Origin of the sequence: Microbacterium sp. A8/3-1, from assembly GCF_040267695.1 — a bacterium.
In the GTDB taxonomy this organism is placed as follows: Bacteria; Actinomycetota; Actinomycetes; order Actinomycetales; family Microbacteriaceae; genus Microbacterium; species Microbacterium luteolum.
Window position 1 is genome coordinate 51,234 of record NZ_CP158357.1, and the last position, 24,028, is coordinate 75,261.

Consider the following 24,028-nt stretch of genomic DNA (forward strand, 5'->3'; position numbering starts at 1 on the left):
TCTCGCCGACGAAGGTCGAGAGAACCTGACCGTCCGGACGCGATGAGGAATATCCTTCTCCCACAGCTGTTGGGAGGTAGTGATGGAAGGCCTCGAAGTAACCGTCCTGCTCGGACTCACGATTCTTGTCGGAACCCTGATCGCGCCGCGTGTGCGCCTCGCCCTACCCCTCGTCCTCGTCATCTTCGGGCTGCTGCTCGGCTTCGTGCCGCAGCTGCGCGAGGTGCAGCTGCCGCCGGAGACGGTGCTCCTGCTGTTCCTCCCCGTGATCCTGTTCTGGGAGAGCCTGACGACCTCGCTGCGCTCGATCCGGCGCGACTTCCGGTACATCCTGCCGATGAGCACCGTTCTCGTCGTGGCATCCGCCTTCGCCGTCGCCGGCATCGCGGTGCTGTTCGGGATGCCGTGGGAGATTGCACTGATCCTCGGCGCGGCCGTCGCGCCGCCGGATGCCACGGCCGTCGCCGCCCTGGGTCGACTGCTGCCTCGCCGCTCCTTCATGAAGCTGAAGGCGGAGAGCCTCACCAACGACGGCACGGCGCTGGTGCTGTACGCGATCGCGGTGTCGGTCGCGCTCGGCGGGCAGATCACCCCGCTCTCGGTCACCTGGGATGTGCTCGTGTCCTACGTAGGCGGAGTCGCGGCCGGAACCGCCGTCGCCGCGCTCGGCTACCTGCTCCTGAGCCGTTCCTCCTCGACCATCGTCATCAACGTCGCGCTGCTGCTCATCCCGTTCTCGGCGTTCCTCGTCGCCGAGCTCGTGCATGCATCGGGTGTGCTCGCCGTGGTGGTGGGGGGTCTCATCGTGGCCTACATCTCACCGCGCGTCACGACGGCATCGTCGCGGAGACAGGCGGATGCTGCGTGGCCGTTCGGCGTCTTCCTCCTCAACGGCGCGCTCTTCGTGCTCATCGGTCTCGAGGTGCAGTACGTGGTCCACGAGATCTCCGCCGCAGCCATCGGGCGCCTCGTGCTCATCACGCTCGCCGTCTGGGCCACCCTGCTCGTCGTGAGGTACGTGTTCCAGCTCTTCAACGCCCTCTTCCAGGGGCGTCCGACGTCACCGCTGCCCCGCGGCGTGCGGTCGCGTGCTCGAGCCGTCTCGACGGTCGCGGGTATGCGGGGTGCAGTGTCGCTCGCGATCGCCCTCTCGGTGCCGGCGTCCATCAGCGAGGGTGGCGGCGTGTCCGGCCGCGACGAGATCGTCTTCGTCACAGCGGGTGTCATCATGCTCAGCCTTCTCGTGCAGGCCCCGTTGCTCCCGATGATCGTGCGCTGGGCGAAGTTCCCGGTCGATCATGCCGAGGACGAGGAGTACGAGCTCGCGGAGCGGGCGATCTCCGGAGCCGCGCTCGCCGCTCTCGACGACCTCGCAGCCGAACACGGTGTGGGCCAGGAGGTCCGCGACCGGGTGCGCGCCGAGGGCTACCAGATGCTCGAGTTCGAGAACGCGCGCTCTCTCGCCCGTGAGCAGGCTCTCGTGGACGCCGAGGCGGAGGCGCTCGACGACATGCTCGACGAGCCGGATCCGCTCGGCATCGGCGGGGTGGATACCGGCGATGCGACGCCGCTCGGCGTCGGGACGACTGATGCCACCGACGGCACGGTCCTGCAGATGATCGCCACGTCGGCCGACGTCGACCTCGCCCAGCGCTCGCCGCTGATCCGCCACGAGGAGCACACGCGGCTCAAGCTCGCCCTTCTCGACCGCAAGCGCGAGGTGCTGTTGGGGCTCCGCGGTGCCGGCACGGTCGACGACATGGTCGTGCGGCGGATCTCGGCTCGCCTCGACCTCGAACAGGTGCGCCTGCAGGGCATCGAAGAGTTCGACTGAGTCGCATCCGCTCACGCTGTGACGTCGTGTGACGGTCGATTCCGCGTGCGCCCGCGACCCTGCCTAACGTATTCGAGTCCCCCAAGAGAGGAACTCCTTCCCATGTCACGTCGCACCACGTCCGTCATCGCCGCGCTCGCCGCGGTCCCGCTCTTCGTCGCACTCGCCGGCTGCGCCACCGCGTCGTCCGACGCCGGCTCCGACGACGGTGGATCCACCGAGAACGAGGTGGTCAAGGTCGGCATCGTCGGCAAGGGCGACGCGCAGTGGGAACCCTTCGTCGAGGCCGCCGCTGAAGAGGGCATCACCGTCGAGCTCGTCGACTTCGGCAGCTATGAGCAGCCGAACCCGGCGCTCACCGAGGGCGAGGTCGACCTCAACCAGTTCCAGCACATCGTGTACCTCGCGGAGTACAACGAGGCATCGGGTTCCGATCTCACCCCGATCGGCTCGACCGCGATCTACCCGCTGGGCCTCTACTCCACGAAGTACGACGACGTGAAGGACATCCAGAAGGGCGAGACCGTCGCTGTTCCGGATGACGCGTCGAACCAGGCCCGCGCCCTCAACGTGCTGCAGCAGGCCGGTCTCGTCGAGCTGAAGAGCGGCGGCACGCCGTACTCCGACCTCGCCGACGTCGACACGGAGAAGTCGAAGGTCAAGATCACCGCCCTCGAGGGCGCGCTCACCCCGACCTCCCTCCCGGACGTCGCCGCGGCGATCATCAACAACGACTTCGTGAAGGATGCCGGTCTGACGTTCGAGGACGCGCTGGCCACCGACGACATCGAGGACCCGAACGCGCTGCCGTACGTGAACGTCTTCGCCGCACGCGCAGAGGACGCCGACAACGAGACGTACCTCAAGCTCGTCGAGATCTTCCAGACCGACGAGGCCGTGCAGAAGGGCCTCGCCGAGTCGTCGGGCGGCACGGCCCTGTCGCTGCAGACGCCGGTCAAGGACCTCGTGGACTCGCTGAAGAAGGTCCAGAAGGAAGCTGCGGAGAACAAGTGAGCACGGGCGGGAGCGATCCCGCCTGATGCGAGAATCGGGTGACGCCGTGTGCGTCGCCCGATTCTCATTTCCCGAGAACCAGACCGGAGAAGCACATGCCGATCGTGAGCCTGACGAACGTGTCGAAGGCCTACCCTTCGCGGAACCCCGGAGACGGCGAGATCGTCGCGGTCGATGACGTGACCCTCGAGATCGAGAAGGGCGACGTGTTCGGCATCATCGGATACTCCGGTGCCGGCAAGTCGACGCTCGTGCGCCTGATCAATGCGCTGGAGCCGGCCACCGCCGGCAGCATCCTCGTCGACGGCGTCGACATCACCTCGCTCAAGGAGAGCGAGCTCCGGCGCATCCGCGGCGGTATCGGCATGATCTTCCAGCAGTTCAACCTCTTCTCGTCGCGCAGCGTCAAGGCGAACATCGCCTACCCGCTCACGCTCGCCGGGTGGAAGAAGGCCGACATCGAGGCCCGGGTCACCGAGCTGCTGTCGTTCGTCGGGTTGTCCGACAAGGCGAAGGCCTACCCCGAGCAGCTCTCTGGCGGACAGAAGCAGCGCGTCGGCATCGCCCGTGCTCTCGCGACGGGTCCTGCGATCCTCCTCGCCGACGAGGCGACCAGCGCACTCGACCCGCAGACCACTCACGAGGTGCTCGACCTGCTCCAGCGCGTGAACAAGGAGCAGGGCGTGACGATCGTCGTCATCACCCACGAGATGGACGTCATCCAGACCATCGCCACGAAGGTCGCCGTGATGGAGCGCGGCCGGGTCATCGAGCAGGGCGACGTGTTCGACGTGTTCTCGGCCCCGCAGAACCCGGCATCGCAGCGCTTCGTCGGCACCGTCGTCAAGGGCATCCCGTCGCCCGCGGAGCTGGCCGTACTGCGCGAGCGTCATCAGGGACGCATCGTCACCTTCTCGTTCCGCGACGGGGATTCGTCCCAGGCGCAGGTGTTCCTCGACCTCGCGAACGCGGGCTTGGACTTCGAGCTCGTCTTCGGCGGCATCAACGACATCCGCGGGCGGGCCTTCGGGCATCTCACGCTCGCGATCCGGGGGGACGGCGCGGCGATCGATCGCACGCTGGCCGCGATCGGCGACCGCGTCGAAGTGACCGAGATCGCCGGAGAGGAGGCACGCTGATGGATCGTCTGATCGAACTCGGGCCGGAGTTCTGGGCCGCGGCCCTCGAGACCCTCTACATGACCTCGTTCGCGCTCGTCCTCGGCGGTGTGCTGGGCCTCGTCATCGGCATCATCCTCTACGTGACCCGGCCGGGCGGGCTCGTGCAGAACGCGTTCGTCTCGACGATCGCGAACCTCGCCGTCAACTTCTTCCGTCCGATCCCGTTCGTGATCTTCATGGCCGTGGCGCAGCCGTTCGCCCGCGCGGTCGTCGGCGTCGGCATCGGCACCACGGCGGGCGCCTTCATCATCGGCCTCGCCGCGGCCTTCGCGATCGGCCGCATCGTCGAGCAGCACCTGGTCTCGGTCTCGCCCGGTGTGATCGAGGCTGCACGATCGATGGGCGCCGGGCCCTGGCGCATCCTCTTCACGGTCGCGATCCCCGAGTCGCTCGGGCCGCTCATCCTCGGCTACACGTTCATCGTCGTGGCACTCATCGACATGACCGCGATGGCCGGCCTCATCGGCGGCGGCGGTCTCGGCGCGTTCGCGCAGATCTACGGCTTCCGGCAGTTCGAGCCGGTCGTGATGTGGGCCGCGATCGTGCTGATCGTCGTGTTCGTGCACTTCGTGCAGCTGCTCGGCACGAAGCTCGCGCGCAAGATCATGCGCCGCTGACGGGTGCCTCTGCCAGCACCCGCCGGGTGGTGAAGACGCGATCCTCGCCGCTCAGCGGATCGACGAATCGCAGTTCGCGCGCGAGCAGCTGGAGCGGTCGCGCGTAGTCGTCCGGCCCATCATCGAGCAGCTCCGGGTAGAACCGGTCGTTCAGGATGCCGAGACCGATGGCGGCGAGATGCACGCGCAGCTGGTGCATCTTGCCGCTGTGCGGGCGCAGCAGGGTGTGCACGACCCGTTCATCGGCGTCGATCACCTCGATCAGGGTCTCGGCGTTCGGTTCGCGCTCGTCGTCGACCTCGACGCGCACCTGGGCGCGCAGCTTCTCGATGTGATTGCGGTACACGAGCGGGAAGCGGGTCTCGTCCCACTCCGCAGGCCGAGCGGACACGGCTTCGTAGACCTTCTGCACCTGCCGCTTCTCGAACAGCAGCTGGTAGGCGCCGCGCGTCGCCGGGCGCACCGCGAACATCAGCAGTCCGGCCGTCGCGCGGTCCAGGCGGTGGATCGGCGCGAGGTCGGGATTCCCGAGACGGTTGCGCAGCCGCACCAGGGCGGAGTTCTGCAGGAACTTCCCGCCCGGAGTCGTCGGCAGGAAGTGCGGCTTGTCGACGACCACGAGGTGATCGTCCTGGTGCAGGATCTCCTCGGTGAACGGGATCGGCTGCTCCGTCGGCGGCTCACGGTAGTACCAGACGAACTCCACGGAGCCGAGAGGGGCGTCGCGCGCCACCGCCGACCCGTCGCTCGCCACGATGTCGCCCTTGTCGAACCGCTGCAGCAGCAGTTCGGGATCGAGATGGAAGAAGCGCTCCACCATATACGCGGAGACCGTCGGCCACGGTCCGCGCAGCGGCACGTGGAGCCGCGTCGCGCCCACGCCGTCGCGCATGGGGAGGGGAGAGGGCATGCCCATCAGTCGAAGCTGAGGCTGAGCTTGCGCAGCAACGCAGCCAGGCGATCGCGGTCGCCCCGCGAGAGGGCGCGGAGCAGCTCGGCCTCGACATCGACGAGGCGCGTGATCGCGGCATCCACGCGCGTGCGGCCGTCTTCGGTGAGAGTGACGAGCACGCTGCGCCCATCGCCGGGATCGGCTTCGCGGTGCACCAGGCGACGTGCGACGAGACGGTCGATGCGGTTCGTCATGGTGCCGCTCGACACCAGTGTCTGCTGGAGCAGCTGCTTGGGGGAGAGCTGGAACGGCGTTCCCGCTCGCCGCAGCGCGGAGAGCACGTCCCACTCCCACGGCTCCAGGTCGCTGCGACGGAAGACGTCGCGGCGGGCGCGGTCCAGGTGCCGGGAGAGACGGTCCATCCGGGACAGCACCTCGAGCGGGGAGAAGTCGAGGTCGGGTCGCTGCGTGTTCCACGCACCGACGATCCGATCGACCTCATCCTCTTCGCTCATCCGCTCATTATCCCGTGCGGACCTCCGATGCGACGGACGCCGCCGGCAGAGCGAGCGTCATGAAGGTGCTGAGCGGATCGGGACGATAGCTCCCGAACGGCGGGCACTCGACGAATCCGGCGCCGGCGTAGAGCGTGCGGGCCGGGAGGAAGAACTCCATGCTGCCGGTCTCCAGCGAGATCCGGCGGATGCCGCGAGCCGTGGCATCCGCGATCAGGAAGGCGAGCATGGCCCGCCCGAGGCCCTTGCCGCGCACGTCCGGATCCGTGCGCATCGATTTGAGCTCCTCGTGCTCGTCGTCGAGCGCGGCGAGTGCGCCGGTGGCGACCGGCCGCCCGTCGTCGAACGACGCGAAGAGGCGCACGCCGGGGACGAGGAGGCGGTCGAACGGCAGCGCGTGCCGGCTCTCCGCCGGTGCTGTGTCTGCCATGTCGGCGTGATGGGCGTCGAGGAAGGCGGCGAGAGCCGGGGTCGCGGTCTCGACCCGTGCGATGACGATGCTCATCTCGTCAGCATCCCAAACGCGTGTTTCCGTCGGATGACGGGGTACACGTCAGCGGAAGACGAGCCGGGACATGGCAGACTTGACCGGTGGCGTCCTCACGGGCGGCGCGGTCCGCCGTGGTGTAATGGCAGCACGACAGCCTTTGGAGCTGTTAGGTCTAGGTTCGAGTCCTGGCGGCGGAGCATGACAGGTAACCTCGCGATCATCATCCTCGCCGCAGGCCAGGGCACGCGCATGAAGTCGCGCCTCCCCAAGGTGCTGCACCCCATCGGCGGACGCCCGCTGGTCGGGCACGTCCTGACCACCGCGGCACGGCTGGAGGCGCAGCACATCGAGGTCGTCGTGCGCCACGAGCGCGACCAGGTCGTCGCGGCGCTCACCGCCGACTACCCGGACGCCGTGTTCATCGACCAGGACGACGTTCCCGGCACCGGACGCGCTGTGCAGGTCGCGATCGACGCCCTGCCCGGCGACTTCGACGGAGACGTCCTCGTGCTCTCCGGCGACGTCCCGCTGCTCGAGGTCGAGACCCTGCGCGGGCTCATCGACGGGCACCGTGCCGCCGCTGCTGCGGCCACCCTGCTCAGCGCGCGCCTCGACGATCCCACCGGCTACGGTCGCGTCATCCGCGACGACGAGGGCACCGTGCAGCGCATCGTCGAGCAGAAGGATGCCACTGCCGACGAAGCAGCCGTGACCGAGATCAATGCCGGCGTCTACGTCTTCCGGGCGCCCGAGCTGCGCACCTACCTCGCGCAGGTCGGCCAGGACAACGCCCAGGGCGAGATGTACCTCACCACCGTGATCGAGCTGCTCCGCGCCGCCGACCAGCGCGTCGCAGCCGAGATCGCCGTCGACACGGCCTCGACCTTCGGCATCAACGACCGCATCCAGCTCGCCGAAGCCGGCCGCGTGCTCAACGACCGCATCGTCCGCCGCTGGCAGCGCGAAGGCGTCACCGTGATCGATCCGGCGACCACCTGGATCGACGACGACGCGAACCTGTCGCCCGACGTCACGATCCTCCCGAACACCCACATCCTGCGTGCCACCGTCATCGCGCCGGGCGCCATCATCGGCCCCGACACGACGCTCGTCGACTGCGAGGTGGGGGAGAACGCGATCGTCCGCCGCACCGACGCGACGCTCGCCGTGATCGGAGCCGAAGCCACGGTCGGACCGTTCTCGTTCCTCCGCCCCGGCACGGTCCTCGGCGCGAAGGGCAAGATCGGCGCCTACGTCGAGACCAAGAACGCCGAGATCGGCGAAGGCAGCAAGGTGCCGCACCTCTCCTACGTCGGCGACGCGACGATCGGACGCGGCGTCAACCTCGGCGCGAGCACGATCACCGCCAACTACGACGACGTGAACAAGCACCGCACCGAGATCGGCGACGAGGTGCACACCGGGTCTCACACGGTGCTCGTCGCGCCCGTTAGGCTGGGAGCAGGTGCGAAGACCGCCGCAGGCGCCGTCGTCCGCAAGGATGTCCCCGCCGGTGCGCTGGCCATGAGCGTCGCCCCTCAGCGCAACGTCGAGGGGTGGGTCGAGAAGAACAGAGCAGGCACGGGTGCGGCGGATGCTGCATCCCGGGAGAATTCGGCGGAATAGGCGGACATGGCGCGCAAGAAGAAGATCGTCGATCTGGATCGCGACAACGGCGTGGCCCCCGGCCTCGTCGCCAAGACCAAGAAGCGCCTGGTCATCGCCGGGGGGCGTTCCCATCCCGCGCTGACCGCGGCCGTCGCGGAGGCGCTCGGCACCGAGATCGCGCCGACCGAGCACCGCACGTTCGCCTCGGGTGAGATCTACGCCCGCTTCGAGGTGTCGATCCGCGGCTGCGACCTCTTCCTCTTCCAGACGTTCGGCGAACCGGTCAACGAGTGGCTCATGGAGACGCTCATCATGATCGACGCCGCCAAGCGCGCATCGGCCAAGCGCATCACGGTCGTCGCGCCGTACTATCCGTATTCGCGTCAGGACAAGAAGGGCCGTGGTCGCGAGCCGATCAGCGCCCGACTCGTCGCCGATCTGCTCAAGACGGCCGGCGCCGACCGCGTGATGAGCGTCGACCTGCACGCCGCGCAGATCCAGGGCTTCTTCGACGGACCCGTCGACCACCTGTTCGCGAAGCCGGTGCTGCTCGATCACTTCCAGCGCACCCTCAGCCCCGAGGATCGCGAGATCCTCACCGTCGTCTCGCCCGACATGGGCCGCGTGCGCGTCGCCGACACCTGGTCCGACAGCCTCGGCGCTCCGCTGGCCATCATCCACAAGCGCCGCGACCCGAAGGTGGCCAACCAGGTCTCCGTGCACGAGATCGTCGGAACCGTCGAAGGACGCACCTGTCTGCTGGTCGACGACATGATCGACACCGGCGGCACGATCGTCAAGGCCGCTCAGGCGCTGAAGGCGGCCGGCGCGCATCGCGTGATCGTCGCGGCCACGCACGCGATCTTCAGCGACCCGGCCAACGAGCGACTGCAGGACCCGTCGATCGACGAGGTCGTCGTCACCGACACGATCCCGCTCACCGAATCGCGGCGCTGGGACCGGCTCACGATCCTGCCGATCGCCCCGCTGCTCGCCCGCGCGGTGCACGAGGTCTTCGAGGACGGCTCGGTCACGAGCATGTTCGGCGGCGACGCGTAATGCAGGGGAATGGCACAGCCCGCGCATAGCCGGAGTGCCTACGGTCGATTCAGCGGCATACAGTCGCGAGACACCGAGCCGGGAGGACCAGCATGATCCGCACGACCGTACCGACCTCTGTCCACAAGGGAGCCGCCCTCATCGGCGTCGCAGGACTCCTCGTCCTCGCCGGCTGCTCCAGCACTCCTGAAGCGAAAGAACCGACCAACGGCGCCGACACCGGCACCGACAGTGCTTCCACCGAAGCGCCGAGCGGCGGCGACACCGCAGGCGCCTACACCGATGGCACCTACACCGCCGACGGCTCGTACCAGACGCCCGAGACGGTCGAGAAGATCTCGGTGACGCTGACCCTCGCCGACGGCGTCGTGACCGACGTCGAGGTGACCGGCGATCCGCAGGCTCCCGAGACCGAGGAGTACCAGGGCCAGTTCATCGCCGGCATCGCCGATGTCGTCGAGGGCAAGTCGATCGACGAGCTGAACGTCAGCCGCGTCGCAGGATCCTCGCTCACCAGCGGTGGCTTCAACGACGCCGTCGAGTCGATCAAGGAGCAGGCGGCCGCCTAGGCGCCTGCGGCCTCGTCATGGCGACCTGGCGATTCGACGCGATCGGCACCCGCTGGGAGATCGAGACGGCGGCCGAACTGGACGAGAGCGATCGCGCGGCCGTCACCGATGAGATCGGGCGCTTCGATCGCGAGTGGTCGCGTTTCCGCGCCGACTCCGACGTCACCCGGCTCGGTCGCGCGGGCGGCACGCTCGTCTCGACCGACGCCGGGGTGATGCTCGATGCGTACCGAGACCTCACCACCGCGACGGACGGGGCGGTGAACCCGCTGGTGGCGGACAGCCTCGCCGCCCTCGGTTACGACGCGGACTACACGCTCGTCGCGGGTGAGCCGGTGCGGGCGCCCGCCGCCTGGGAGGAGCGCCTGTCCTGGACGGACGCCGCCGCGACGGCATCCGTTCCCTCGCTCCTCGACATCGGCGCGCTCGGCAAGGGGCGGCTGGTCGACCTGGTCATGGACGTGCTCGCGGAGACGCCGGGCGACCTCGTGGTCGACGCCGGGGGAGACATGCGCGTGCGCGGCGCGGCCGTTAGCGTGGGGCTCGAGCATCCGTACGACCCCGCCAAGGCCATCGGCGTCGTCGAGCTGCGCGACCAGGCGCTGTGCGCTTCCGCCGTCAACAGACGCGCCTGGGGTGACGGCCTGCATCACGTGCTCGACGCGCGTACCGGCATCCCGGTGCGCACGTGGGCGGCGACCTGGGCGCTCGCGCCGGACGCGATGAGAGCGGATGCCGTGGCGACCGCGCTCTTCTTCGACGGCGGCCCGGCGCTCGCGGAGCGGTGGGGTGTCGAATGGGTGCGGATGACGACCGACGGCCGGGTCGAGCGATCGCCCGGGTGCCCGGCCGAGGTCTTCGTCGCCGGGAGCGGGCACGCCGTGCGTCCCGCCGTTCAGAACTAGGGAAGAGTGGAACACGTGATCACGTCTCTCGCCGCCGCACGTCAACGGGTACTCGCCGTCCTCGGCTCGCTGTCGATGTATCGCCTCGTGCTCTTCGCGCTCGCGGCGCTCGCCGCCATCGCGCTCGTGCTGTCGTTGCTCGGCGTGATCGTCTCGCCGACGCCGCTGGAGCTGGTGGCCTCGTTCCTGGTGCTCGCGGTCGTGATCTCCGTGGTGGATGCCGCCGCGCAGCGCATCCTCCGCCTGCCCTGGCGTATCGAGTCGTCGCTGGTCACGGCGCTGATCCTCCTGTTCGTGCTCCGGCCCGGCCTGGAGCCGGCGTCGCTGGTCGGGCTGGCGCTCGCCGGTGCGCTGGCCAGCCTGTCGAAGTACCTGATCGCGTGGCGCGGGCGACACATCCTCAATCCCGCCGCGTTCGGTGCGGCCGTCGTCTCGATCCTGGGCGCCTTCGGCGCGTTCGAGTGGCTCGGCACGTCGTCGTCCTGGTGGATCGGCACGCCGTCGATGGCGATCCCGGTCGCGGTGCTGGGCCTCGCCGTGCTCTGGCGCACCGAGAAGGTGCGGGTCGTGCTGGTCTTCCTCGTCGTCGCGGTCGCCGTGTCGATCCTGCGGCAGGCCGTGCAGGCGCAGCAGTTCGACATCGCCTTCGACTTCGTGACGGCGCTCCAGTTCGCGGTGCTGCAGTCCCCGTTCCTGTTCCTCGGAGCGTTCATGGTCTCGGAGCCGCTGACTCTCCCTCCGCGCCGTCGTCAGCAGTTCGTGGTCGCTGCGGTGGTCGGACTGCTCGCGGGCTGGCCCCTCTCGGTCGCCGGGCTCTTCACCCTCGGCCAGGAGCGCGCGCTGCTGATCGGGAACCTGGTGGCCTTCGCCTTCGCGCTGCGCGGGTCCGTGCGGCTGGTGCTCGAGCGTCGCGAGTTCGTCACGCCGACAGCCCAGGAGCTGACGTTCCGCGCCAAGGGGAAGGTGAAGTTCCTCCCCGGCCAGTATCTCGAGCTCGATGTGCCGCATCACCGGCCGGACGCCCGCGGAACCCGACGGGAGTTCAGCATCGTGTCGGCGCCGGCGGACCTGCCGACGCTGCGCATCGCCTACAAGAACGGCGATCAGAAGCATCCGTCCAGCTACAAGCGCGCGCTCGCCGAGGCCGCGCCGGGCACGACGCTGGCCGTCACCGGCACGTGGGGGGACTTCATCCTCCCTCGAGGCGACGCCCCGATCCTCATGGTGGCCGCCGGCATCGGCGTCACGCCGTTCGTCTCCCAGCTGCGCCAGCTGCAGGCGACGGGGCAGCATCGCGACGTCGTGCTGGTGTACGTGGCATCCGAGTCCGGCGAGCTCGCGTTCCGCGACGAGCTCGCGGCGACCGGCGTGCGCACCGTGGTCTTCACGCGGGACGAGCCCTCCGACCTGCCCGCGCACTGGACGTGGGCACAGGGTGCCAGGCTCGACGCCGACACGCTCGAGCGGGTCGTCGAGGACATCGGGACGCGACACGCGTTCATCTCCGGCCCGCCCCGGCTGATCGCCGATCTCGCGCCCGCGCTGCAGAAGGCCCGGAACCTCACGACCGACGCGTTCGCCGGGTACTGAGCGCGTTGGTCCGGATGCCTCGTCGAGGCGCCTGGGCTGGTACAGATGTCGGGAGATCGGACGGATGCCGGGGCGAAATCACGCGTTTCGCCCCGGCATCCGTGAAAACTCCCGACAGGTGTGCCGGCCTCCCGGGTGACGAATCAGTCCTCGGACTCGGTGGCCGCTGCCGGGGTGATCGGGAGGCGCACCGTGAAGGTCGTGTCGCCGGGTTCGCTGGCCGCAGTGATGGTGCCGCCATGGCCGTCGACGATCGCCTTCACGATCGCGAGGCCGAGACCGGTGCCGCCCGTCTGCCGTGCCCGGGACGTGTCGCCACGGGCGAAGCGGGCGAACAGCTCATCCCGGAGGGCGGGATCGATGCCGGGTCCGTCGTCGTGGACGCGCAGGACGGCATCCTGACCCTCCTGGCCGACGCTCAGGGTGATCGTGGTGCCGGCCGGCGTGTGCGTCCGCGCATTCGCCAGCAGATTCGCCACGACCTGGTGCATCCGCCCGGCGTCGCCGACGATCGTGACGGGCTCGTCGGGTACGTCGATGACCCAGTGGTGGTCGACGGCGGTCGGACGAGCATCCGAGAGCCCTTCGAGAGCGAGCTGCGTCAGATCCACCGTGCCGTAGACGAGTTCGCGTCCCTCGTCGAGTCGGGCGAGCAGCAGCAGGTCCTCGACCAGCCGCGTCATCCTCAGCGATTGCGCCTGGATGCGCTCCAACGACGACGTCGTGCTCTCGACGGCGTCGAGCGAACCGGCTCCGCCGCCCTGGCGCAAGGCGCGCAGGGACAGTTCCGAGTAACCGCGGATCGAGGCGAGAGGTGTGCGCAGCTCGTGGCTGGCGTCGGCGACGAAGCGCCGCATCTGCTCCTCGTTCTTCTGCCGCGCGGCGAGCGACGTGTTCACGTGGTCGAGGAGCTTGTTGAGGGCGGCGCCGACGAGACCCGTCTCGGTGCGCGGATCGGCCTCGGATGCCGGGACGCGCTCGGTGATGATGACCTCGCCGCGGTCCAGCTGCTGGTTCGCCACCCGGGTCGCCGTGGATGCGACAGCGCGGAGCGGGCGCAGACTGACCCGGATCGTGATCGCGGTGGTCAGGGCCAGCAGGATGAGGCCGCCGAGAGTGGCCAGGGCGATCACGGTGAGCAGCGTCGCGAGCTGATTCTGGATGTCGTCCCGGGGGAGCCCGGCCACGACGGCGACATTGTCGGCCGTCGACGTGATGGCCACCCGATAAGAGCCGATGCCGTCGATCGTGACGTTCGCGACGTGATTGCCGTCGAGTGCCTTGGCGACCTGCGACAGCTGCGCGTCCGTGAGGCTCTCCGTGTCGCCGCTGAGATCCCCCTCGACACTCGAGAAGATGACGCCGCTCGTGCCGGTGACCTGGTTCGAGACGGCGAAGAGGAGCCCTGGCGGCACCTGGGAGACAGGTCTCTCGAGGACGTTCTCGACGGTGGCGAGATTCGGCGGGAACTGCGCGACGAGCGACGCGAGCGCCCGGGCATTGCCGTACAGCTTCTGGTCGAGCTGATCCTCCAGCGTTCTTCCCAGGGTCGCGCTGGTGATGATGGCGACGATGACGAGGATCAGCGACACGAACCCGATCACGGCGGTCATCAGCCGTGTCTGGAGGCTCATCGGACGCGGCGTCATCGTCGCACCGCTCACTGCGGGGCCTTGATCATGTAGCCCACGCCGCGGACGGTGTGCAACAGGGGCGTGCGCCCGGCGTCGATCTTCTTGCGCAGGTACGAGATGTACAGCTCGACGACGGAGGACTTGCCCCCGAAGTCGTAGCTCCACACGCGATCGAGGATCTGCGCCTTCGACAGCACGCGCCGCTCGTTGCGCATGAGGTAGCGGAGCAGCTCGAACTCGGTGGCCGTCAGGTCGATCTCGACGCCGTCGCGGGCCACCTCGTGGCTGTCCTCGTTGAGCGTGAGGTCGGCGACGCGCAGGATCGACTGTCCGTCGTCCGCGGTCGCGTGACCGGTGCGGCGGATGATCGCCCGCAGGCGCGCGATGACCTCCTCCAGGCTGAACGGCTTGGTGACGTAGTCGTCGCCACCCGCGGTCAGGCCGGCGACCCGGTCGCCCACGGCATCCTTGGCGGTGAGGAAGAGCACCGGCACCAGGCTTCCGGACTCACGGAGGCGTCGGAGCACGGCCATCCCGTCGAGGTCGGGCATCATGATGTCGAGAACGAGGGCATCGGGTTCGAACTCGCGCGCGACCTGGAGGGCTTCCATGCCGGACGACGCGGTGCGCACCTCCCACCCCTCCATGCGCAGTGCCATCGCGAGCAGGTCGGTGAGCATCTGCTCGTCGTCGACGGCGAGGATGCGGAGAGGGGAGCCGTCCGGACGGCGGAGGTCGGGCAGGTCGCTGGTCATGATCCCATTCTGCGGAATCTCCTATGAGATTTCTATGGAGTCCGCTATGCGTTCCCTGAGAGGAGCCCGGCGGGCATGCTCATGCCAGACGGGCGTCGGGGAGCGCGAGGAAGTCGATGCCGGCCTGCAGCGCGAGAGCATCCGACTGCGCCCCGATCGGTCCATCGAGGTGGCCGTTCGCCCTGACGCTCAGGCGCTTCGGCCCGGTGAGCGCGTGATAGACCGCGAACTGGCCGCGCGGGTCGACCGCGGGGTCGAGCACCGCCGCGCTGACGTGCACGGGGATCCGGAGTCGCCGTGCCGCGATCGCCGCGTCGTAGTAGTCGAGGACAGGCCGCGCCTCGGGGTGCTGCGGCAGGTGCTGACGCACCGCCTCGCCGCTGCCCGTGCACCGCCGCGTGAGACGGACGGCGTGGTTGCCGAAGCTCGGCACGTCGAGCACCGCTCGGCGGAAGCGCTGATCCCAGGGGAGGGCCATCGCGCCGATCCCGCCGCCGAAGCTGCCGCCGCTGAAGTCGAGGGCTGCACCCGCCGCGGGAACCATGTCGAGCAGCACGGTCGCCGCGCGCCAGATGTCGGCCGCGGCGAACCGATGCGAGTAGGTGTCTCGCTGCGCGATGCCCGCCAGCACGTGCGCGGACGGGTCAGCGGGAAAGCGGCTCGGGGTTCCGGCGTGCGTACCGGGAGCGCAGGGGAAGATCGCGGCCGTGTCCGCGGGCACGCGGTCGGCATCCGGGGCAGTGCGTCCTCCGTAGCCGTGTCCGACCACGAGACCGCGCCGGATCCGCTCCTCGCTGCGCGGCACCATCACGTATGCGGCGGCCTGCTCGTCGGCCGACGATCGGAAGCGGATCTCCAGGACCCGGTGCGTCTCGGTGGGCTCGCCCTCGTCGACGACCTCCCAGGAGACCGCGCCCGATCCGAAGTCGTCGAACGTCGCCCGCCAGAACTCATCGAAGTCCGGCGGTTCGACGGGGGGAGCGAGGGGCGTCAGGAGCGCGCTCAGGGCGTACTCCGTCAGCTCCTCGGGGTGGTCGTGGTTCACCGCGGGTGGTCCTTTCCGGGGGTGTGCGCTGTCGACGTTACCGCCGTCGCACGCACCCGGCCGCTGCAACGGCAGGCCGGGTCGTCATTGACATGATCGCATAGGGATTGCAGTATGTGCATCATGGATTCAATATCTAATGCAGGAGCCGATGACGATTCCCTGCTGTGGAGCCGGCGAACCGTGCTGCGGATGCTCGTGATCGCCGGTGTCCTCCCGCCGGTGATCGGCGCGCATCCCGGAATCGCATCGGCGGCGGCCACGGAGATCACGACGGTCGGCGGCGCGTATCCTGACGCGCTGCGCCGACTGGACAAGCCGAACCTCGCGTTCGCCCAGGTCGCGCAGCTGGAGGGTGCGAACCACCGGATGACGTTCTTCCAGGCCACCTGGGACGGCGGAGCGACGATCGTCCGCGACCTCGAGGTGAGATACGACGGGGGGTGGCTGCCAGTCACCGATCCCGAACACCGCTTCGACGAGCAGTGGGTCGTCTTCGAGGGGACCCTGCCGTCCGGGAGTGCGCCGGAGCTCTACGGTCCGCTGGCTCCGAGCTGGCTCGGGTTCACCTCCTTCCAGGTTCTCGGCCCCCAGGCGATCGAGCTGTCCACGAGCACCGACGATGTCGACCTCGTCGTGCGCTGGCGGCTCGAGGGCGAGTATCCGGAGGCTCATCACGTGCTGACGGCCAAGACCGCCGGCGACTACATCGTCGGATATCAGAGCCAGGACGCGAAGTCGCTCGACGACCTCGCCGAGGTGCTGTGCGGCTCCTACCAGCACGCGCTCTCGGTGCTGGACGGATCGGCCCCGCTCGGGGCATGGGAGCTCTTCGCCCCGATGGCCCTGACGCAGTACGCCGTCGGCGACGTCGCGGTCACCTCGGGGGTGTATCTGCCCGCCGAGGTTGCCGAGTTCGTGCACGAGCGCCAGCTCATGTCGGATCGGCAGCCGTACGGGATGAGCCTGCGCAGCGACAGCCTCGACATCGTGCCCTGCATGTACTCGCCGCAGCCCGGGCTCCGCACGGTCATGGCGGTCGGGGAGCAGCGCGGCTTCGCCTTCGGGATCGCCGCCCGCGCCGACACGCTCTACGCCACGTACACGCACCTGTGCCGGAGTGAATACGGCCTCGCCGCCTACCGGCAGAACGTCTACGACCGTTCGCTGACGGATGCCGTGCACGCGATGGCGGCGCTGATCGCCGTGGAGCCGGACGGCGACGACTCGGTCGACTACATCCCGTCCTTCTCCGGCTGGTGGAACCGGGCCAAGGGGTTCGTCGACGTGGAGAACGAGGATGCCGTGCGCGCGGCCGCCAGCGGCGTCGTGCTCGCCGCCCACTACCTGACCGGAACCGCGGACAGCACGCTCTACGACCGCCGCGCGCGCCCGCTCATCGAGTACCAGCTCTCGCGGAAGGGCATCGGGCACTCGCCCGTCATCGGCAGCCCGGTCTACAACGACAAGACGCAGTACCGGATCGGCAGGATCCCCACGGATGCCGTGAACCTCACGTCTCTGTATCAGCTCACGCACGGCCGCAACGCGGGGATCCAGCGCCTCGCACTGCAGGCCGCCAAGGCCGGTGTCGTCGGTCAGAGTCGTGCGCCCTTCTCGAATGCGCTGGCGACGTACCGGGCGACGGGTGATCCCGCCTATCTGGCGGAGGCGACCCTGATCGCCCGACGCTACGTGCAGGAGCAGATCCTCACGCCGTATCGCGGCAACGGCCAGCCGCCCGGCGGGTTCGCCTACAGCTTCTCCCGATACTGGGTCGATCTTCTCGAGATGTTCGAGGCGACAGGGGAGGCCGAGTTCCTCGACGGCGCCTATCGGGAGGTGCAGCGGTTCATCACGCAGACGGCGGTCCGTCCGGTGCCCGATCAGACGGTCACCGTCCCCGAGGGGCACGTCATCACCCAGCAGTACGACTGGGAGACGCGCAGCTCGCTGCCGTCGTATCCCGCCACCGACGTCGCCACGGAGACCGTGCCGGCCTGGTACGTCTCGCCCTCCGGTCTCACGTTCGAGGCGCTCTCCTCGTTCAAGCTCGGGGTCAGCGCGCTGACGGACCCCGGCGGCGGCTACGTGTTCAATCCCTGCTGGGCCGGCGCACTCCTGCGGTTGGCGCATCACACCGGCGACGCGCTGCTGGCCGACGTGGCGCACAACATGGTGATCGGCCGATTCACCACGTATCCCGGCTACTACGGCCGCCAGTTCCAGGTGGCGCACATGAAGCCGGACTTCGCCACGAGCGGTCCAGTGGGGATCACCGGGTACTACTTCCATCACGCGCCCGCCCAGCTCGGTCTCGCGATGGACTACCTGATCAGCGAGAGCTTCTATCGGAGCGGGGGCAGCATCGACTTCCCGCACGTGTTCGAGGCGGACTTCGCCTACTTCAAGTTCTTCGCCTACGGTCACGCCCCCGGCACGTTCTTCGGCGAGGCCGGCGTCTGGCCGTACTTCCCCGCGGGGCTGATCTCGCTCGACAACCCGCTGATCAACTGGATCGCCGGGGTCGGCAACGACTCGCTCTACATCAGTCTCACCAACTCGGCGGGGACCGAGCAGCAGGTCGTCGTCGATCTCGTCACCGATCTGACCGGTGCACATCGCGCCGCGGCGCTCCCGGTCGAGGTCGTCGCCGCGGACGGGAGCCGTTCGAACCGCGCGGCCCGTCGAGGGCAGATCGCCGTCACCGTGCCCGCTCGCGGACTCGTCGCCCTCGTGGTGCGGACCCTCGCCGTGCAGAGACCCGCACTGCCGTCCGACGACATCGTCGATCATGGATCCGACAGCTTCCATGAGGTCGACGCGGATCCCGCCACCGAGTACGGCGTCGCGAGAGGTGTGCTGCTGGTGCGTCCGGGCGGGGCAGGATACGACGCCTACGTGCAGATCGACACCGAGCAGACGGCGACCCTGTCCTACCGGATCGGCGGCGAGCCGGCGCAGCAGGCTCCGGCGAAGGAGTTCCCCTACGAGTGGACCATCGGCGTCGACGACATCGAGGACACCTTCCGCTACACGATCACCGCCGGCGGTGCCACGACGGAGGAGGTCACGCTCCGGCTCCCGGCGCGCATCACCGGGGCCAACCCGGGGGTGGTGGGAGACGTGATCGCCCAGGCGACCGGGACCGCCGGCGACCGGGTGCCGCTCACGATCGAGGTGCGGAACGCGACCGACGACCCGATCACCGGCGATGTCGCCGTGACGCTGCCGAGCGGCTGGCAGCTCGACGGCGCCGTACCCGCGATCACGGTCCCGGCGCAGAGCGCGGCGCGGATCGAGTCGGCATCCGTCATCGCCGCGGCCGCCCCCCTCGGCGAGGTGAAGGTCGCGGCGACGCTGTCGATCGCCGGCGAGGATCCCGTGACGCTCCGTCCGGCGACGATCGAGGTCATCGACCGCCGCCGCTCGGTGTCGCTGTCGACCGACACCGAGATCATCAGCGGGCCGGGCGCGGTCGTCCAGCTGACCGCCCTCGTCATCAACACCGGGGTGACTCCGATGCAGGGCACGCTCTCGCTGTACGGGACCTCGGGATGGAGCATCGGGCAGCGGGATGCGGTCGTCACGGTGCCGCCGCGGTCCGATCTGACGCACACCTGGAGCGTCACGGCCGGATCGGGCATCGCTCCGGGATCGTCCACCCGCTTCGAGGCGAGGCTCGATCAGAACCTGCGCCGCGGCGTGCTGGTGCGCGTGGCCGATGAAGGCGTGATCGCGCACACCCAGTCGCCCTGGCCCGGCTACCTGGAGACCGGCACGTGGTACCCGAGCGGTCTCTCCGGGTGGAACGGCACCAGGACGCGGTACAGCGACACCGACTCGGTGGGCAGCACGGTCACCTGGAACGTGGCCCTTCCGCAGGCGGGGCTCTATCGCGTCTCGGTCTGGTACCCCACGAATCCGACGACCACGACGTCGGCGGCCTACGTGGTCGAGCATCAGGGCGCCAGCTCGGAGGTCATCGTGGATCAGACGCAGGGCGCCGCGGCCTGGCGCTCCCTGGGCACGTTCCGCTACGACGCGGGCGCGACGGGAGTGGTGCGGCTCGAAGTCCGGAGCACCAGCATCCATCGGGTCAGTGCGGCGCAGTTCGTCCGCGTCGGGGACTGACGAGGAACGGGTGGGTGGGCCGGAGAGAAGACTCCGGCCCACCCACCCGTCTGTCGTCGAGGGCGGTGCGGCGCACTCAGTGCCGCACGTACTCCTGGATGGCCGCTTCATCGACCGTCACGCCCAGACCGGGGCCGGTCGGGACGAGGAATCCGCCGTCCGGACGCACCTCGAGCGGACTCGTGAGCAGACGGTTGGCGACCGGCAGAGTGAACGGCTGGTACTCGAACGCGAGCAGGGAGGCGGCGCTCGCCGCGACGTGCACGCCCGCGGCCATCGCGATGCCGAAGGCCGCGGAGTGGTGCGGCGCCACCGGCACATGGAAGGCGTCGGCGACCGCGGTGATCGCGAGTCCCTCCGTGATGCCTGTGCGACCGATGTCGGGCTGGGCGACGCCGAGCGCACGGCGGGCGAGCCAGTCCGTGAACTCGAAGCGGCTGCGCATGGCCTCGCCGACGGCGATCGGCGTGGCGAGCGCGACGGCGAGATCCCGGTGCCCCTCGACGTCCTCGGGCGCGAGAGGCGCTTCGAAGAACCAGGCCTTCCGGTCATCCAGCTCCCGACCGAGCGCGCGCGCCTCGCCGAGGCGGTAGGTCCAATGCGCGTCGAGTGCGAGGTCGAGATCGGGATGCACGGCGCGGATCGCGTCGAAGGTCGCGAGATCGGTGCGGATGTCGACGCCGAGGTGCAGCTTGATCCGTCGCACTCCGCCCTCGACCAGCTCGGCGGCCTTCTCGGCGCGCTCGACGTCATCGACGCCGCGGATGCCGGACACGTAGGCAGGCAGGACCTCGTGGAAGCGTCCTCCCGCGAGTTCGGACACCGAGAGCCCGGTCGCGTGGCCCCAGAGGTCCCAGAGCGCGATGTCGACGGCGGCCATGGCGTCGGCTTGGTGTCCCGTGAGGTGCCCGCGCTCGCGCATCGACTCCGACATGCGGTGCCACAGGGTGCGCACCGAGCGCGGGTCCTCTCCGAGGATGAGCGGGGTGAGCAGGTTGTCGACGATGGCGGCGGCGACGACGGGAGCGACCGGCGCCAGCGCCTCGCCCCAGCCGACGAGGCCCTCGTCGGTCTCGATCTTGACCAGCAGCGTCTCGTACCCGGGGGAGTAGAGGCTGCGCCACGGCGGTCGGATGACGTATCCGCGGTGCTCCACGCCGGTGTCGCCGGCGTAGGAGTTGTTCGCATCCTCCTTGGAGAGGTAGAGCGGGAAGGTCTGGACGCGCGTGATTCTCACAGGGGTCTCCAAAGACATCGATGGTCGAGAAGCCGGCGGCGTGTGCCGCGGCAGGGGGATCGGGGCGCCGCGTTCCGCCGCGGCGGGGGCTCAGAGCGTCGCGAACGCCGTAACGGTGCGGGAGGGGCTGTAGCCGAGACCGACGGAGATCTCGTCAGCGGCTTCGATCAGCTGCAGCGCCAGTTCCTGATGCGGGGCGTGGAGATCGAGCACCGAGAGCGGGCCGCTGGCGGAGAGTCCGGCGACGATCTCTCCCGCGCGGTTGTGGATCGGGGCCGCGATGCAGGCGCGTCCGAAGGCGAGCTCTTCGATCTCGGTCGCGTAACCCCGGCTGCGGGTCTCGTCGAGCGCGACCTGCATGGCATCACGGTCGACGATGGTGTGCGGGGTGAATCGCTGGGGCGACTGCGCGAAGTACTCGTCCACCTTGTCGGCGGCCATTCCGGAGAGCAGCGCCTTGCCGAGGCCCGTGGCGTGCAGGGGCCCGGTGCGACCGGCCATGGCGAACGACTTGGGGGCGAGCGCGCCCTCGAAGTTGCAGAGGTAGGTGAAGGAGAAGCCGCTGAGCTCGGCGACGTTCACGCCGATCTCGATCTTCCGGGCGAGGTTCTGCGCGATCTGCCGCGAGGCGCGGAAGATCGGCGACCCGTTCAGGGCGATCGTGCCGAGCGAGACCGCCGCGGGTCCGAGGCGGTAGAGGCCCGTGCGGCCGTCCTGGATCACGAACTTCATCCGGTCGAGGGCGGACATCATGCGCGAGACCGTGGACTGGCCGAGCCCGGTGAGAGTGCACAGCTCCGAGACCCTCAGTTCACCCGACTCCTCGGTGAAGCAGGCGAGCAAGGACATCGCCCGTTCGACGGTCTGGGTGCCGCCCACCGATTCCGATGCCATCGTGACTCCTCCTCCATACGGTCGCCGCTCTGCGACGCTGCGGCTCGTCACCGCTGCCAGTCATCCTAATGAGAGAAATGGCGGCGAGCAACACAAATGTGGGTGTCTTATGCATTTTGTGGATTTCGCATCCGCAATGTGGTTGACTGGCGGCACGTCGACGTCGACGACTGTGACGACGACGCGCAGGGCCCCGTCCGGGGTCGTCCCTACTGGAAAGCGACTGCAATGCAACAAGCCATCCTCGAGCGGCCCGCGAAGAGCGAGCAGGCCGAGCCACGTTCCGGGCGGCGCTCCACGCTGGGCGCGAAGGACCGTACCTTCGGTTTCATGATCGCACTTCCCGCGGTCCTCCTGTTCCTCGTGATCGCGATCTTCCCCCTCGTGTCGAGCATCGGCACCAGCCTCTACGATCAGTCCCTGCTGCGCCCGGAGCGCACATTCGTGGGGCTGGGCAACTACGCCGCGATCTGGGACGAGTTCTTCGCCCGCCTCGGCACGACGCTGGTCTTCGCCTCGCTGTCCACCGTCTTCCCGCTCGTGCTCGGCGTCGCCCTCGCACTGCTGCTCAATGCACGCCTGCGCGGACGGAACATCCTGCGCGGCGCCCTGATGCTGCCGTGGCTGCTCCCCGGCGTCGTCGTCTCCTTCCTGTGGGCGTGGATCTTCAACGACAGCTACGGCGTCGTCAACCACGTGCTCGCGATCCTCGGGATGCCGGAGGTCAGCATGCTCGGCAACCCGGTCGGTGCGATGGCCGCGGTGGTCATCGCCAAGACCTGGCACTCGTTCCCCTGGATCATGGTCGTCGCACTCGCCGTGCTCCAGACGCTGCCGAGCGAGCAGATCGAGGCGGCCACGATCGACGGTGCGACACGTGCGCAGCGCTTCCGGTACATCTCCCTGCCGCACATCGCCGGCCCGGTCACCCTCGTCGCGGTCCTCGAGTTCATCTACAACTTCGGCAACTTCGACACGATCTTCGTCATGACCGGGGGTGGCCCTGGCAACTCGACAACGACGCTCGCGGTCAGCCTCTACCACCTGGCCTTCGGCAGCTACGAGCTCGGGAAGGCCTCCGCGATGGGCGCCCTCTGGCTCGTGCTCCTCGCCATCATCTCGAGCGGCTACCTGCTCCTCAACCGACGACTGGAGAAGTGATGCGCCGTTCTCGCGACATCGGTGAGTCGATCATCCGCCCCCACCTGTCCATCCCCGGGCGCGTCCTGCTCCTGCTGCTCGCCCTGTTCGGGCTGCTGCCGATCTACTGGCTCACGGCGACCGCGTTCACGAAGAAGGAAGACGTCTTCGCGCTGGATCGGCCGTTCTTCCCGGTCGATCCGACGTTCGAGAACTTCATCGGCTTCTTCCAGAACGACGCCCTGCTGAAGAACCTCCTGAACAGCGTCATCGTCTCGACCGGCACCGCGGTGCTCGCGGTCCTGGTCGGCGGGCTCATGGCGTACTCGCTGTCGAAGTTCCGCTACCGCGGACGCAACGCGATCATGTTCATGTTCCTGATCGGGCAGCTGATCCCCGGTGCCCTCCTGCTCATCTCGCTGTATCTGATGCTGAGCTCGGCCGGACTGCTGTACACGTACACCGCCCTGATCATCTCCTTCACGACGTTCACCCTGCCGCTCGCGGTGTTCCTGCTGAAGGGCATCATCGACGGTCTTCCGGACGACATCCTCGAGGCGGCGAAGGTCGACGGGCTCTCCCGTACGGGCACCATGTTCCGCATCGTGTTCCCGCTCATCGTGCCGGGACTCATCACGGCGGCGATGTTCGCGTTCATGCGGGGCTGGAGCGATCTGCTCTTCGCGCTCACGCTCGCCGGACCCGACAAGCAGACGCTTCCCGCGGGTCTCACCCAGGCCTTCATCCGCGAGGGCACCGCCGACTGGCCGGCGCTCATGGCCGCGTCCCTCGTGACCTCGCTGCCGCTCGTCCTCATCTTCATCCTCCTGCAGCGCTACTTCGTCTCCGGTCTCGCGGCCGGAGCCGTCAAGGGGTAGCGATGCATCGCCGAACAGCTCGACCCCCACACCCCGA

The 24,028-nt window shown here is 68.9% G+C and carries 20 protein-coding genes and 1 tRNA gene; 13 read left to right on the forward strand and 8 right to left on the reverse strand.

The features are described from left to right. Positions 1-82 precede the first annotated feature (82 nt). The 4 genes from ABS642_RS00195 to ABS642_RS00210 all read left to right on the forward strand — a co-directional run bounded on the left by ABS642_RS00195 (position 83) and on the right by ABS642_RS00210 (position 4,646). Positions 83-1,834, forward strand: coding sequence for a Na+/H+ antiporter (locus ABS642_RS00195; protein WP_350351800.1), 1,752 nt, complete (start codon positions 83-85; stop codon positions 1,832-1,834). A gap of 102 nt (positions 1,835-1,936) precedes the next feature. Beyond that, positions 1,937-2,848: a MetQ/NlpA family ABC transporter substrate-binding protein gene (locus ABS642_RS00200; RefSeq protein WP_350351801.1), complete on the forward strand. Its 912-nt coding sequence runs from the start codon at positions 1,937-1,939 to the stop codon at positions 2,846-2,848. Between the two features lie 95 nt (positions 2,849-2,943). Continuing rightward, positions 2,944-3,987, forward strand: a complete 1,044-nt coding sequence (locus ABS642_RS00205) for a methionine ABC transporter ATP-binding protein (RefSeq protein ID WP_350351802.1) — start codon at positions 2,944-2,946, stop codon at positions 3,985-3,987. Then, positions 3,987-4,646 carry an ABC transporter permease subunit gene (locus ABS642_RS00210; protein ID WP_350351803.1) on the forward strand — a complete coding sequence of 220 codons (660 nt, stop codon included), beginning with the start codon at positions 3,987-3,989 and terminating at the stop codon, positions 4,644-4,646. The genes ABS642_RS00205 and ABS642_RS00210 overlap by 1 nt, the downstream gene beginning before the upstream one ends. Here the strand turns inward: ABS642_RS00210 and ABS642_RS00215 are convergent. Genes ABS642_RS00215 through ABS642_RS00225 form a run of 3 tightly spaced genes read right to left on the reverse strand, consistent with a single transcriptional unit; the run spans position 4,633 to position 6,558 of the window. After that, on the reverse strand, positions 4,633-5,556 hold the full coding sequence (locus ABS642_RS00215) for a pseudouridine synthase (protein WP_350351804.1): 924 nt from the start codon (positions 5,554-5,556) through the stop codon (positions 4,633-4,635). The genes ABS642_RS00210 and ABS642_RS00215 overlap by 14 nt on opposite strands. Before the next feature lie 5 nt (positions 5,557-5,561). Beyond that, positions 5,562-6,053 (reverse strand): MarR family transcriptional regulator, encoded by a 492-nt coding sequence (locus ABS642_RS00220; protein ID WP_282216579.1) that lies wholly within the window; start codon positions 6,051-6,053, stop codon positions 5,562-5,564. Positions 6,054-6,060: 7 nt separating this feature from the next. Then, positions 6,061-6,558 (reverse strand): GNAT family N-acetyltransferase, encoded by a 498-nt coding sequence (locus ABS642_RS00225; RefSeq protein ID WP_282216580.1) that lies wholly within the window; start codon positions 6,556-6,558, stop codon positions 6,061-6,063. A gap of 110 nt (positions 6,559-6,668) precedes the next feature. Here ABS642_RS00225 and ABS642_RS00230 point away from each other — a divergent pair. From ABS642_RS00230 to ABS642_RS00255, 6 genes are all read left to right on the forward strand, one after another. Then, positions 6,669-6,740: transfer RNA gene (locus tag ABS642_RS00230), tRNA-Gln, on the forward strand. A gap of 1 nt (position 6,741) precedes the next feature. After that, entirely contained in the window at positions 6,742-8,169 is a 1,428-nt protein-coding gene (glmU, locus tag ABS642_RS00235) for a bifunctional UDP-N-acetylglucosamine diphosphorylase/glucosamine-1-phosphate N-acetyltransferase GlmU (RefSeq protein WP_350351805.1), read from the forward strand. A gap of 6 nt (positions 8,170-8,175) precedes the next feature. After that, entirely contained in the window at positions 8,176-9,210 is a 1,035-nt protein-coding gene (locus ABS642_RS00240) for a ribose-phosphate diphosphokinase (RefSeq protein WP_282216582.1), read from the forward strand. A 92-nt stretch (positions 9,211-9,302) separates the two neighbouring features. Then, positions 9,303-9,779, forward strand: coding sequence for an FMN-binding protein (locus tag ABS642_RS00245; RefSeq protein ID WP_282216583.1), 477 nt, complete (start codon positions 9,303-9,305; stop codon positions 9,777-9,779). Positions 9,780-9,796: 17 nt separating this feature from the next. Then, positions 9,797-10,684, forward strand: a complete 888-nt coding sequence (locus ABS642_RS00250) for an FAD:protein FMN transferase (protein WP_350351806.1) — start codon at positions 9,797-9,799, stop codon at positions 10,682-10,684. 15 nt (positions 10,685-10,699) lie between these two features. Then, on the forward strand, positions 10,700-12,274 hold the full coding sequence (locus tag ABS642_RS00255; protein WP_350351807.1) for an FAD-dependent oxidoreductase: 1,575 nt from the start codon (positions 10,700-10,702) through the stop codon (positions 12,272-12,274). Positions 12,275-12,417: 143 nt separating this feature from the next. Here ABS642_RS00255 and ABS642_RS00260 read toward each other — a convergent pair whose 3' ends face one another. From ABS642_RS00260 to ABS642_RS00270, 3 genes are all read right to left on the reverse strand, one after another. Further along, positions 12,418-13,887 carry an ATP-binding protein gene (locus ABS642_RS00260; protein ID WP_344709919.1) on the reverse strand — a complete coding sequence of 490 codons (1,470 nt, stop codon included), beginning with the start codon at positions 13,885-13,887 and terminating at the stop codon, positions 12,418-12,420. 47 nt (positions 13,888-13,934) lie between these two features. Next, positions 13,935-14,663 carry a response regulator transcription factor gene (locus ABS642_RS00265; RefSeq protein ID WP_136055585.1) on the reverse strand — a complete coding sequence of 243 codons (729 nt, stop codon included), beginning with the start codon at positions 14,661-14,663 and terminating at the stop codon, positions 13,935-13,937. 79 nt (positions 14,664-14,742) lie between these two features. Further along, on the reverse strand, positions 14,743-15,708 hold the full coding sequence (locus ABS642_RS00270) for an acetylxylan esterase (RefSeq protein WP_350351808.1): 966 nt from the start codon (positions 15,706-15,708) through the stop codon (positions 14,743-14,745). 123 nt (positions 15,709-15,831) lie between these two features. Here ABS642_RS00270 and ABS642_RS00275 point away from each other — a divergent pair, with 123 nt between their 5' ends. Then, complete coding sequence (locus ABS642_RS00275; RefSeq protein WP_350351809.1) at positions 15,832-19,842, forward strand: hypothetical protein; 4,011 nt, start codon at positions 15,832-15,834, stop codon at positions 19,840-19,842. Positions 19,843-19,918: 76 nt separating this feature from the next. On the opposite strand, the gene ABS642_RS00280 is transcribed toward ABS642_RS00275, so the two are convergent. Continuing rightward, entirely contained in the window at positions 19,919-21,079 is a 1,161-nt protein-coding gene (locus ABS642_RS00280; protein ID WP_350351810.1) for a mandelate racemase/muconate lactonizing enzyme family protein, read from the reverse strand. Between the two features lie 90 nt (positions 21,080-21,169). Beyond that, positions 21,170-21,973, reverse strand: coding sequence for an IclR family transcriptional regulator (locus ABS642_RS00285; protein WP_282216590.1), 804 nt, complete (start codon positions 21,971-21,973; stop codon positions 21,170-21,172). 228 nt (positions 21,974-22,201) lie between these two features. Between ABS642_RS00285 and ABS642_RS00290 the strand changes: the two genes are divergently transcribed. Further along, on the forward strand, positions 22,202-23,134 hold the full coding sequence (locus ABS642_RS00290) for a sugar ABC transporter permease (RefSeq protein ID WP_282216591.1): 933 nt from the start codon (positions 22,202-22,204) through the stop codon (positions 23,132-23,134). After that, entirely contained in the window at positions 23,134-23,991 is an 858-nt protein-coding gene (locus ABS642_RS00295) for a carbohydrate ABC transporter permease (RefSeq protein ID WP_282216592.1), read from the forward strand. The genes ABS642_RS00290 and ABS642_RS00295 overlap by 1 nt, the downstream gene beginning before the upstream one ends. Positions 23,992-24,028: the final 37 nt, after the last annotated feature.